The 12,645-nt window shown below is 62.7% G+C and carries 7 protein-coding genes and 1 pseudogene; 6 read left to right on the top strand and 2 right to left on the bottom strand.

Annotated elements, in window-relative coordinates:
• Positions 1–20: 20 nt before the first annotated feature.
• The gene (locus tag ABIE40_RS01780) at positions 21–2,306 is read right to left on the bottom strand and encodes an NADP-dependent malic enzyme (RefSeq protein ID WP_199626049.1); all 2,286 of its coding nucleotides are present in this window, start codon (positions 2,304–2,306) and stop codon (positions 21–23) included.
• 305 nt (positions 2,307–2,611) lie between these two features.
• Between ABIE40_RS01780 and mutS the strand changes: the two genes are divergently transcribed.
• The 4 genes and pseudogenes from mutS (at position 2,612) to murJ (ending at position 10,209) form a co-directional block, all read left to right on the top strand.
• Positions 2,612–5,326 (top strand): DNA mismatch repair protein MutS, encoded by a 2,715-nt coding sequence (gene mutS / locus ABIE40_RS01775; protein WP_210341048.1) that lies wholly within the window; start codon positions 2,612–2,614, stop codon positions 5,324–5,326.
• Between the two features lie 10 nt (positions 5,327–5,336).
• Entirely contained in the window at positions 5,337–5,609 is a 273-nt protein-coding gene (locus ABIE40_RS01770; RefSeq protein WP_112713713.1) for a hypothetical protein, read from the top strand.
• A gap of 127 nt (positions 5,610–5,736) precedes the next feature.
• Positions 5,737–8,631, top strand: a complete 2,895-nt coding sequence (locus ABIE40_RS01765; RefSeq protein WP_199626047.1) for a [protein-PII] uridylyltransferase — start codon at positions 5,737–5,739, stop codon at positions 8,629–8,631.
• Positions 8,628–10,209 (top strand): annotated as a pseudogene (gene murJ / locus ABIE40_RS01760) (murein biosynthesis integral membrane protein MurJ). The gene ABIE40_RS01765 and the pseudogene murJ overlap by 4 nt, the downstream one beginning before the upstream one ends.
• A 3-nt stretch (positions 10,210–10,212) precedes the next feature.
• Here the strand turns inward: murJ and ABIE40_RS01755 are convergent.
• Positions 10,213–10,641 carry a YcbK family protein gene (locus ABIE40_RS01755; protein WP_112713719.1) on the bottom strand — a complete coding sequence of 143 codons (429 nt, stop codon included), beginning with the start codon at positions 10,639–10,641 and terminating at the stop codon, positions 10,213–10,215.
• Positions 10,642–10,973: 332 nt separating this feature from the next.
• Between ABIE40_RS01755 and ABIE40_RS01750 the strand changes: the two genes are divergently transcribed.
• Positions 10,974–11,375, top strand: coding sequence for a VOC family protein (locus ABIE40_RS01750; RefSeq protein ID WP_199626046.1), 402 nt, complete (start codon positions 10,974–10,976; stop codon positions 11,373–11,375).
• Positions 11,376–11,466: 91 nt separating this feature from the next.
• Positions 11,467–12,531 (top strand): tryptophan--tRNA ligase, encoded by a 1,065-nt coding sequence (gene trpS, locus ABIE40_RS01745; protein ID WP_112713723.1) that lies wholly within the window; start codon positions 11,467–11,469, stop codon positions 12,529–12,531.
• Positions 12,532–12,645 lie beyond the last annotated feature (114 nt).

Here is a 12,645-nt window from a genome sequence, read left to right as displayed (position 1 = left end):
ATCGCGATAGGGCCTTGTCTTTACGACCCCGCCGCATAGGCCGCGATTGCGGCCATGTTGACGATGTCGCTGTCCTTGGCGCCCATCGAGGTGATCTGGACGGCCTTGTCGAGGCCGACGAGGATCGGGCCGATGACGGTGGAGCCGCCGAGTTCCTGGAGCATCTTGGTGCTGATCGAGGCCGAGTGGAAAGCCGGCATGACGAGCACGTTGGCCGGGCCGGACAGACGGCAGAACGGATATTGCTCCATCGCCTTTCGGTTCAGCGCCACGTCTGCCGACATTTCACCGTCGTATTCGAAATCGACGCGGCGCTTGTCGAGGATTTTCACCGCTTCGCGGACGCGCTCCGAGCGCTCTCCCGACGGATGGCCGAAGGTGGAATAGGCGAGCATCGCGACGCGGGGCTGGTAACCCATGCGGCGCGCGAGGCCCGCGGCCTCCTCGGCAATATCCGCCAACTCTTCCGCCGTCGGCATGTCGTGGACGGCGGTATCGGCGACGAAGACGGTGCGGCCGCGGGCGAGCACCAGCGATACGCCGATGACGCGGTGGCCGGGCTTTTCGTCGATGCAGCGGCGGACATCTTCCAGCGCTGTCGAGTAGTTGCGGGTGATGCCGGTGACCATGCCATCGGCGTCGCCGAGCGCCACCATGGTTGCCGCGAAATGGTTGCGGTCGTTATGGATCAGGCGCTGCGCATCGCGGTGAAGGTATCCCTTCCGCTGCAGGCGGGCGTAGAGATAGTCAATATAGGCTTCGACGCGGGTCGAGATGCGGGCGTTGACGATTTCGAGGCCTGGACGGTTGAGGTCGATGCCTGCACGCTCGGCGGTTGCCTTGATCAGATCCTCGCGGCCGAGAAGGATCGCGGTGCCGAGCTGCTGGTTGGCATAGGACATGGCAGCGCGCATGACCTGCTCTTCTTCAGCCTCGGCAAAGACGATGCGCTTCGGCCGGCGGCGCACGCGCTCGTAGAGGCTTGCAAGCGTCGAGGCGATTGGATCGCGGCGGGCGGAGAGCTCGCGGCGATAACCTTCCATATCGGTGATGACCTTGCGGGCGACGCCGCTCTCGATCGCAGCTTCGGCGACGGCAGCCGGAATGGCCGAGATTAGACGCGGATCGAAGGGAACCGGGATGATGTACTGCGCGCCGAAGCGCGGACGATTGCCCTGATAGGCGGCAACGACATCGTCAGGAACGTCTTCGCGGGCGAGGCTCGCGAGCGCCTTCACGGCAGCGATCTTCATGTCGTCATTGATGGTCGTGGCGCGAACATCGAGCGCGCCGCGGAAGATATAGGGGAAACCGAGGACGTTGTTGACCTGGTTCGGATAGTCGGAGCGGCCGGTCGCCATAATCGCATCGTCGCGGATGCGGGCGACTTCCTCCGGCGTGATTTCCGGATCCGGGTTTGCCATGGCGAAGATGATCGGCCGGTCGGCCATCGAGCGGATCATGTCCTCGGAGAAAGCGCCTTTCTGCGACAGACCGAAGACGACGTCCGCACCCTTCATGGCCTCTTCCAGCGTGCGGGCCTTGGTCTTCACCGCATGCGCCGACTTCCACTGGTTCATGCCCTCGGTGCGGCCCTGGTAGATGACGCCCTTGGTGTCGCAGAGAACAATATTCTCGGGCGCGAAACCCATGGCCTTGATGAGCTCGACGCAGGCGATTGCCGCCGCACCTGCGCCGTTGCAGACGAGCTTGGTCGTCTTCAGGTCGCGGCCGGTCAGTTCCAGCGCGTTGATCAGGCCGGCGGCGGCGATGATTGCCGTGCCGTGCTGGTCGTCGTGGAAAACAGGGATATCCATGAGCTCGCGCAGGCGCTGCTCGATGATGAAACAGTCGGGAGCCTTGATATCTTCGAGATTGATGCCACCGAAGGAGGGGCCGAGGAAGCGGACGCAATTGATGAACTCGTCGACATTCTCCGTATCGACTTCCAGGTCGATGGAATCGACATCGGCGAAGCGCTTGAAGAGGACGGACTTGCCTTCCATCACAGGCTTCGACGCCAAGGCACCGAGATTGCCGAGGCCGAGAATGGCCGTGCCGTTGGAGATGACGGCGACCATGTTGCCGCGCGAGGTGTAGTCGTAGGCGGTGGCGGGATCCGCGGCGATGGCCTTGACGGGAACGGCGACGCCCGGCGAATAGGCAAGCGAGAGATCGCGCTGCGTCGCCATCGGCTTGGTCGGGTTGACCTCGAGCTTGCCCGGCCGCCCCATTGAGTGGAAGTCGAGTGCTTCCTTGTCGGTGATGCCGTTGGCGGGGCGCTGCTTGCTGTTCATGTCGGGCATATCTCCTCCAAATCTCCTGGCAATCGGCTTTCGATTGCGCCGTTTCCCCAATCTATAGACAGGGCCATAGGGGCTGACACGACGCCTTGCGAAAAAGCCGTACGGCTACAATCGATTAAAATATCCGTTGGAACTGGCAGGCGCCCCTCAAGGGCTTCCTGACCGTGCGGTTCAGCGAATACCTCCCTCAATCCTCCTGTGGGCTAACGGCTCCCATTTCCCGATAGCTGTTGTCTTCTATAGCCGCGCTTCGATAGGGTGGCACCTGATTTTTTAGGGAAAAGCCTACCGACGTGAACGACAGAATGGATCCTCGACACGAAGCCTTTTCGGCTGCCGAACTCGCGACAGAGGAAAGCCGCGCTTCGGCGACGCCGATGATGGAGCAGTTCATCGAGATCAAGGCGAACAATCCGGATTTGCTGCTCTTCTATCGCATGGGCGATTTTTACGAGCTGTTCTTCGAGGATGCGCTCGATGCGTCGCGCGCGCTCGGCATCACGCTGACGAAGCGCGGCCAGCACATGGGGCAGGATATCCCGATGTGCGGTGTGCCGGTTCATGCGGCCGACGACTATCTGCAGCGGCTGATCGGTCTCGGTTTCCGCGTCGCTGTCTGCGAGCAGGTGGAAGATCCCGCGGAAGCGAAGAAGCGCGGCTCGAAGTCGGTCGTCAAGCGTGACGTCATCCGTCTCGTCACGCCCGGCACGATCACCGAAGAAAAGCTGCTTTCGCCATCCGAATCCAACTACCTGATGGCGCTCACCCGTATCCGCGGCGCGTCCGAACCGCTGATGGCGCTTGCCTGGATCGACATTTCGACTGGTGTTTTCCGTCTCGCAGAAACAGAGACTTCCCGCCTGCTGGCCGACATCCTGCGCATCGACCCGCGCGAGCTGATCGTGCCGGATACGATGTTCTACGACCCGGAACTGAAGCCTGTTTTCGACGTGCTTGGCCGGGTGGCCGTGCCGCAGCCGGGCGTGCTGTTCGACAGCGCGACGGCAGAGGGCCGCATCACGCGCTATTTCGGGGTTTCGACACTGGACGGTTTCGGCACCTTCTCGCGTGCCGAACTTGCGGCAGCTGCGGCTGCCGTCGCCTATGTCGAGAAGACCCAGATCGCCGAGCGGCCGCCGCTTGGAAAGCCCGAACGGGAAAGCGGTGCCTCGACACTGTTTATCGACCCCGCCACACGTGCCAATCTCGAACTGGCAAAGACCCTTTCAGGTGACCGGAACGGGGCGCTGCTGAAGGCGATCGACCGTACCGTGACCGGCGGCGGCGCTCGCCTCCTGGCCGAGCGGCTGATGTCGCCGCTGACGGATCCGGCAAGGGTCAACGAGCGTCTCGATTCCATCGGCTTCCTCATCGAGGAGCCGTCGCTCTGTGGCGACCTGCGGGATGCCCTGAAGCATGTGCCCGATATGCCGCGCGCCCTTTCGCGGCTGGCGCTCGATCGTGGCGGCCCGCGCGATCTCTGGGCGATCCGCCAAGGACTGGGTGCTGCCAGCGAACTGGTCGGCCAGCTTGACAGCGCCCTGCTGCCGCTCGAACTCAACGCGGCCCTCGATGGGTTGCGAGCCCTTCCCTCCGAGCTGGAAGCCCTGCTCGGCGAAACGCTGGCCGATGAGTTGCCGCTGCTGAAGCGCGACGGCGGCTTTCTGCGCGATGGCGCCAACGCCGAGCTCGACGAAGTCCGGGCGCTGCGCGATCAGTCGCGCCGGGTGATTGCCAGCCTACAGCTGCAATATGCCGACGAAACCGGCATCAAGTCGCTGAAGATCAAGCACAACAACGTTCTCGGCTATTTCATCGAAGTCACGGCCGGCAATGCCGGGCCGATGACGGATACGGCGGAAGCCAAGGCGCGTTTCATTCATCGCCAGACGATGGCAAACGCCATGCGCTTCACGACGACGGAGCTGGCCGATCTCGAAAGCCGCATTGCCAATGCCGCCGACCGGGCGCTGCAGATCGAGCTTGCCGCCTTCGACCGGATGACGGCGGCTGTCGTTGCCGAGGCCGAGGCGATCAAGGCCGGCGCCCGGGCGCTTGCCATTATCGACGTTGCGGCTGCACTGGCGCTGCTTGCCGAAGAGCAAGCCTATTGCCGCCCGCTCGTCGACGGCTCGAAGATGTTCGCGATCGAGGGCGGGCGTCATCCCGTCGTAGAGCAGGCGCTGCGGCGTCAGTCGTCCGGCCCCTTCGTTGCCAATAATTGCGATTTGTCACCGGTCTCCGATGGCAAGGACGGCGCTATCTGGCTGCTGACCGGCCCGAACATGGGCGGTAAATCGACCTTCCTGCGCCAGAACGCGCTGATCGCGATCCTGGCGCAGATGGGCTGCTTCGTTCCGGCGACGTCGGCGCATATCGGCATCGTCGACCGTCTCTTCTCCCGCGTCGGCGCCTCCGACGATCTGGCCCGCGGCCGATCGACCTTCATGGTCGAGATGGTCGAGACCGCGGCTATCCTCAACCAGGCCACCGACCGCTCGCTCGTCATTCTCGACGAAATCGGCCGTGGTACCGCGACTTTCGATGGCCTCTCGATCGCCTGGGCGGCCGTCGAGCATCTGCATGAAGCGAACCGCTGCCGCGGGCTTTTTGCGACGCACTTTCACGAATTGACCGTGCTTTCCGAAAAGCTTGCCCGGCTATCGAACGCCACGATGCGGGTGAAGGAATGGGACGGCGAGGTCATTTTCCTGCATGAAGTCGGCCCGGGCGCTGCCGATCGCTCCTATGGTATCCAGGTTGCCCGGCTGGCCGGTCTGCCGGCTTCCGTCGTTGCCCGTGCACGCGATGTGTTGACGCGGCTTGAAGATGCCGACAGAAAGAACCCGGCGAGCCAACTGATCGACGACCTGCCGCTCTTCCAGGTGGCGGTGCGCCGCGAGGATACAAATCGCGGTCCGTCCAAGGTCGAGGAAACGCTGAAGGGCATGAGCCTTGACGACATGACGCCGCGTGAGGCGCTGGATGCGCTTTACGCATTGAAGAAACAAGTGAAGTAGGAGCCGTCCGATGTTCATGCGCAGCCTCGTTCGTGAGACACAGCGGCTCTCCGATATGTTCACGATCCTCGAAGCGCTTCGTCGCGCCGACGAGCACGGCAATCCGCGCGGCTGGAAATCGCCCTACGGCCTGCTTGAGGTTACCCGCTGCTGCACGCTGATCTGCGAGCTCGCCTCGATGATCGCCAAGGCGGGTTACCGCGAATGCGACCGGCCGACGCTGGAGGCGATTACTCAGGAAGCCCGCCAGGTGCTCTACTCGGTTCAGGCCCAGACGGTCTGACCGCCGGCAATCTGCCAACTTGCGGCAAAGCGCCCCGCCCCGGCGGCTCGCAACACCTTTTCGCCAAAATTAAAGGTTCTTGAGGTATGAAGCCGGTGTCATCAGCCGGGTAGAGAGGCTATATCGCATGCAGACGAAACGAGAGGCGCAGACTGAGCAAGCCGCGCCGCGCGAACACAGCATGGCGAAGCAAGACATCGACTTTTCCGGCATCCTCGATACGGCCTATCTGCAGAGCCAGTGCGATGCCGTGGCCGAAGCCAACAAGAACCGCCCGGACCTTCTGCGCTCGGATCTCCTCGCACTCCTGAAAAAGGCCAGCAACGAGGGCCGCCAGAAGGCCCGCGAGCTGCTTTCGGAAGATGGCGGCGGTCTGCATTGCGCCTACCGCATTTCCTGGCTTCAGGACCAGATCATCACGGTCCTCTATCATTTCACCGTCACGCATATCTTCCCGAAGCAGAAGGACAAGTTCTCGGTCACCGCTGTCGGCGGCTACGGGCGCGACACGCTGGCGCCGGGTTCGGATATCGACCTGCTGTTCCTCTTCCTGCCGAAGCCCGGCGAGGAGACGCACAAGGCCGTCGAGTTCATGCTCTACATTCTGTGGGACATGGGCTTCAAGGTCGGCCATGCGACGCGCACCGTCGAGGAATGCATCGCGCTGTCGAAGTCCGACATGACGATCCGCACGGCGATCCTCGAAATGCGCTACATCTGCGGCTTGCAGTCACTGGAGACCGACCTCGAAGCCCGCTTCGACAAGGAAATCGTCACCGGCACCGGCCCGGAATTCATCGCCGCCAAGCTTGCCGAACGCGACGAGCGCCACCGCAAGGCGGGCGACACGCGCTATCTGGTCGAGCCGAACGTGAAGGAAGGCAAAGGCGGCCTTCGCGACCTGCACACACTGTTCTGGATCTCGAAATATTATTATCACGTCCGCGATCCCGCCGAACTGATCAAGCTCGGGGTTCTTTCCAAGCAGGAATACCGGCTGCTGATGCGCGCCGAAGACTTCCTCTGGGCGGTGCGTTGCCACATGCATTTCCTGACCAACAAGGCAGAAGAGCGGCTTTCCTTCGACATCCAGCGCGAGATCGCCGAGGCGCTCGGCTATCACGCCCGCCCCGGCCTATCGGCCGTCGAGCGATTCATGAAGCACTATTTCCTCGTTGCGAAGGATGTCGGCGACCTGACGCGCATTCTCTGCGCGGCGCTTGAAGACCAGCAGGCGAAGACGATCCCCGGCCTGACAGGCGTGCTCAGCCGCTTTACCCACCGCACCCGCAAGATCGCCGGAAGCGTCGAATTCGTCGAGGATCGCGGCCGCATCACGCTTGCCGACCCCGATGTCTTCAAGCGCGATCCGGTTGCCATCATCCGGCTCTTTCATGTCGCCGATCTGAACGGGCTTGAGTTCCACCCGGATGCCTTGAAGCGCGTCAGCCGCTCGCTCGGGCTGATCGACAACGATCTGCGCGACAACGAGGAAGCAAACCGCCTTTTCCTGTCGATCCTCACCTCGCATCGCGACCCCGCCCTGATCCTGCGGCGGATGAACGAGGCCGGCGTGCTCGGACGCTTCATTCCCGAATTCGGCAAGATCGTCGCGATGATGCAGTTCAACATGTACCACCACTACACGGTGGACGAACATCTGATCCGCAGCGTCGATGTTCTCTCGGAGATCGACAAGGGCAAGGCCGAGGAGCTCCACCCGCTCTCCAACAAGCTGATGCCGCATATCGAGGATCGCGACTCGCTCTATGTCGCGGTGCTGCTGCACGACATCGCCAAGGGCCGCCAGGAAGATCACTCGATCGCCGGTGCCCGCGTCGCCCGCAAGCTCTGCGCCCGCTTCGGCCTGTCGCAGAAGCAGACGGAGATGGTCGTCTGGCTGATCGAGGAGCATCTGACGATGTCGATGGTCGCCCAGACCCGCGACCTGACCGACCGCAAGACGATCACCGATTTTGCCGATCGCGTGCAGTCGCTCGACCGGCTGAAGATGCTGCTGATCCTGACGATCTGCGATATCCGCGCTGTCGGCCCGGGGGTCTGGAACGGCTGGAAGGGCCAGCTGCTGCGCACGCTTTATTACGAAACCGAGCTTCTGCTCGCCGGTGGCTTCTCGGAAGTGTCGCGCAAGGAACGCGCCGGCTTTGCCGCCGAGGCGCTGTTCAACGCGCTCTCGGAATGGACGCAGAAGGACCGCAAGACCTATACGAAACTGCACTACCAGCCCTATCTGCTCTCGGTGCCGCTGGAAGACCAGGTGCGCCACGCGCATTTCATCCGCCAGGCAGACAAGGCCGGCCAGGCGCTGGCAACGACGGTGCGGACCGACAGCTTCCACGCGATCACCGAGATCACCGTGCTCTCGCCCGACCATCCGCGCCTGCTCGCCGTCATCGCCGGCGCCTGCGCGGCAGCGGGTGCCAACATCGTCGACGCGCAGATCTTCACGACCTCGGACGGACGCGCGCTGGACACGATCCATGTCAGCCGCGAATTTCCCAATGACGAGGACGAGCTTCGCCGTGCCGCAACGATCGGCCGGATGATTGAGGACGTGCTTTCCGGCCGCAAGCGGCTGCCCGAAGTCATCGCCACGCGGACGAAGAACCGCAAGAAGAGCAAGGCCTTCGTCATTCCGCCGTCGGTCAACATCACCAACAACCTGTCGAACAAGTTCACCGTCATCGAGGTCGAGTGCCTCGACCGCGCCGGGCTGCTGTCGGAAATTACCGCGGTGCTTTCCGACCTCTCGCTCGACATTCAATCCGCCCGCATCACCACCTTCGGCGAGAAGGTGATCGACACCTTCTACGTCACCGACCTCGTCGGCCAGAAGATCACCAGTGACAGCAAGCGCTCCAACATCACCGCCCGGCTGAAGGCCGTCATGGCCGGTGAAGAGGACGAGCTGCGCGAACGCATGCCATCCGGCATCATCGCGCCCGCTGCCACGGCACGCTCTTCGCAGCCGAGCGACAAGAAAGCCGGTTCCCCCGCATGAGCCTCGTCAAGAAATTTGCCACCGTCGGCGGCGCCACGCTCGGCAGCCGCATCTTCGGTTTTGCCCGTGAAACACTGATGGCCGCAGCGCTCGGCACCGGCCCGATGGCCGACGTTTTCTACGCCGCCTTCCGCTTTCCGAACCTCTTCCGGCGCCTGTTTGCCGAAGGCGCGTTCAACGCCGCCTTCGTGCCGCTGTTTGCCAAGGAGATCGAGGCGAACGGCACCGACGGCGCCAAGCGCTTCTCCGAAGAAGTCTTCGGCGTGCTCTTCTCGGTACTGCTGCTCATCACCATCGTGATGGAGCTCTGCATGCCGCTTCTGGTGCGCTTCATCATCGCGCCCGGCTTCACCGACGATCCGGACAAGTTCTCGATCACCGTGCGCATGGCGGCGGTGATGTTCCCTTATCTGATGTGCATGTCGCTGACGGCGATGATGAGCGGGATGCTGAACTCGCTGCATCACTTCTTCGCCGCCGCGGTCGCGCCCGTCTTCCTGAACGTCGTGATGATCGGCGCGCTGTTCTATGCGCTCTACACCGGCTCGGAGCCGCTGCAGACGGCTTGGTATCTCTCCTGGGGCGTTCTCGCGGCCGGTATTCTGCAGCTCGCCGTCGTCTATCTCGGCGTCATCCATGCCGGCATGAGCATCGGCCTTCGCCGCCCGCGCATGACGCCCAACGTCAAGCGGCTGCTGATCCTCGCGGTGCCCGCAGCCGTCACCGGCGGCATCACGCAGATCAACCAGATGATCGGCCAGGCGATCGCCTCGTCTCGCGAAGGCGCGATCGCGGCGCTTCAGTATGCCGACCGCATCTACCAGCTTCCCCTCGGCGTCGTCGGCGTCGCGGTTGGCGTGGTATTGCTGCCGGAACTGGCGCGTGCGCTGAAGGGCGGCAATCTGCGCGAGGCGGGCAACCTGCAGAACCGGTCGATCGAATTCGTGCTGTTCCTGACGATCCCGGCTGCCTTCGCGCTCTGGATCCTCTCCGACGAAATCATCCGCGTGCTCTACGAGCGTGGCGCCTTCCATCAGGAAAACACCCTGATTGTCGGCTCCATCCTGGCGATCTACGGCATCGGCCTCCCGGCCTTCGTGCTGATCAAGGCGCTGCAACCCGGGCTTCTACGCCCGCGAGGACACCAAGACACCGATGCGCTTCTCGGCGATCGCGGTCGGCGTCAACTGCGCGACGGCGCTGACGCTGTTCCCCTATCTCGGCGCTCCCGGCATCGCGGTCGCCGAAGCGACGGCGGGGTGGATCAGCACGGTCCTGCTTTTCGTAACGCTGCTGCGCCGCGGGCATCTGGCCTGGGAATGGGCGCTGGCGCGGCGGGCCGCTCTGCTCGTCGTCTCGGCCGCCGTCATGGGTGCCGTCATCATCTATCTGCAGCATCGCTGGGCGCCGTCGCTCGCATCAGACGCGCATCTGACGACGAAGGTCGGCACGCTCGGTCTGCTGATCGGCATTTCCATGATCGTCTATTTCGCGACAGCATTCCTGATCGGCGGCGCCGATCTCGGCATGATCCGCCGCAACCTCAACCGCAAGCCCGCACCCTCGACCGAAGGCTGAGGCTCAACAATAGGTCCAGCGCCGCTTCGGCCCGGTATCGACATGAACGATACCGTTGCAATAGCGGCCGATACCGCCAATACCCGGTGCGCTCTGAGCGGCGGCAATGACCACGCGCTCGGAAACGCCGGGCACTCGGATATCGGCGGCATTGCAATGCCGGTGCTGTGAGTGCGAGCGGCCGGAATGCGGCCGGAAGCCCGATGTCACCATCGGCCGGCGTCCGGTTTTTGCGGCGATATGCGCGAGAATTCCTCTCAGCCGCGGCGGGAAGCAGCCGACACGGACGCTGACGGTCTGCACCGTATAGGCGGAATTGGCGCTGTTCTTCAGCAGTCTGACGGATGGCTTCTTGGCTGTCTGTGCATTGGCGTTGAGGCAACAGGACACGGCGAACAGGCCGGCGAGCGCCAGGGATAGAATGGTATGCATCGACGTCCCTCCGGAAAGGGCCGGGCTGAAGGGGCGCTGCCCGGCCGGATGGCGGGAGGAACGTTGGTTTCAATTGTGACCATTTTGTGAAATTTTCTACTAATTCAAAATGTGAAAATCCCTCATTTATAGGATATCACCGTTTTCAACATAGCTATTTGTGAGTATAAAATACTCCCGACACCCAAAACGGAATCAATGCGTTGAAGGCGGCGTGCATAGCCCGTTCGAAATCGCGGAAGACGCGCGAAAAATGCGGTGTGGCGGCTCAAAAAAGTTTAAGAGAGTGATCTTCAACCCGTTGAAATGCCTCGAACCAGGAGCCCGGACCGATGCAATCGCTGTTTCTCGTCACGCTTGTCGTCGATGATTACGATCGCGCCAAAGCTTTCTATTGCGGTGCGCTCGGCTTCGACTGCCAGCAGGACGAGGCAATGCCGGATGGCAAGCGATGGGTGGTGGTGAAGCCGCGTGACGGTGATGGCGCTGCATTCCTGCTGGCACAGGCAGCGGACGACAGGCAGAAGGCTGCGATCGGCAACCAGACCGGCGGACGCGTCGGCTTCTTCCTGAAGACCGATGATTTTACGCGCGATCACGCGGCAATGACCAGCGCCGGTGTCCGCTTTCTGGAGGAGCCGCGGCACGAGGTTTACGGCACCGTCGCGGTGTTTTCGGATCCTTACGGCAACACCTTCGACCTCATCCAACACGCCGCACCCGCAGCCTCTTGATTGCCGCCCTTGGCGCGTGCATAAGCGCGCCCGTTAGCAACATGGGCGTCTAGCCCTGGGGCCCTCCACCAGCCTAATCGAGGACATCATCATGGGCGAATTCAAGAAGCTCGTTTTCTCCGGCGTTCAGCCGACCGGCAATCTGCATCTCGGCAATTATCTCGGCGCGATCCGCAAGTTCGTAGCGCTGCAGGACGGCAATGACTGCATCTATTGCGTCGTCGATCTGCACTCGATCACCGCACAGCTGGTGCATGAGGATCTTCGCGGCCAGATCCGCTCGATCGCCGCCGCGTTCATCGCATCCGGCATCGACCCCGAGAAGCATATCGTCTTCAACCAGTCCGCCGTGCCGCAGCATGCCGAGCTCGCCTGGATCTTCAATTGCGTCGCCCGCATCGGCTGGATGAACCGCATGACGCAGTTCAAGGACAAGGCCGGCAAGGACCGCGAGAATGCCTCGCTCGGTCTGCTCGCCTATCCGAGCCTGATGGCTGCCGACATTCTCGTCTATCGCGGCACGCATGTTCCCGTCGGCGACGACCAGAAGCAGCACCTCGAGCTGGCGCGCGACATCGCCATGAAGTTCAACCTCGACTACCAGGATCATATCCGGCGCGCCGGTCACGGCACCGACATCACCGTCGGCGATGAGCCCGTGCACGCCTATTTCCCGATGGTCGAGCCGCTGATCGATGGCCCGGCGCCGCGCGTGATGTCGCTGCGCGACGGTACCAAGAAGATGTCGAAGTCCGATCCGTCGGATCTGTCGCGCATCAACCTGATGGACGACGAGGACGCGATCTCGAAGAAGATCCGCAAGGCCAAGACCGATCCGGATGGTTTGCCGAGCGAACTCGAAGGCCTGAAGGGCCGCCCTGAAGCCGACAATCTCGTCGGCATCTATGCGGCGCTTGCCGACAAGACGAAGGCGCAGGTTCTTGCCGAATTCGGCGGCCAGCAGTTCTCCGTCTTCAAGCCGGCGCTGATCGATCTCTCCGTTCAGGTGCTTTCGCCGATCACGGCCGAAATGCGCCGCCTGATGGACGATACGAGCCATATCGACGCGATCCTGCGCAATGGCGGCGAACGCGCCCGCGCCCGCGCCGAGGCAACGATGAAGGACGTCCGCGACATCATCGGCTTCCTCTACTAGCAGATAGCGAGCCGGGCTTTGCAAGCCCGGCTCAAGCTCTCCCGCCTATGGTATGAGACAGACCGCTGCGGTGCCGCAGCCGCAGTCCAGCAATCACATGCTATAGGGAATATC

Origin of the sequence: Rhizobium sp. OAE497, assembly GCF_040546565.1 — a bacterium.
Taxonomy (GTDB): Bacteria; Pseudomonadota; Alphaproteobacteria; order Rhizobiales; family Rhizobiaceae; genus Rhizobium.
Note: the sequence above shows the minus strand (reverse complement) of the source record. Positions and strands in the feature narration are given on the sequence as shown.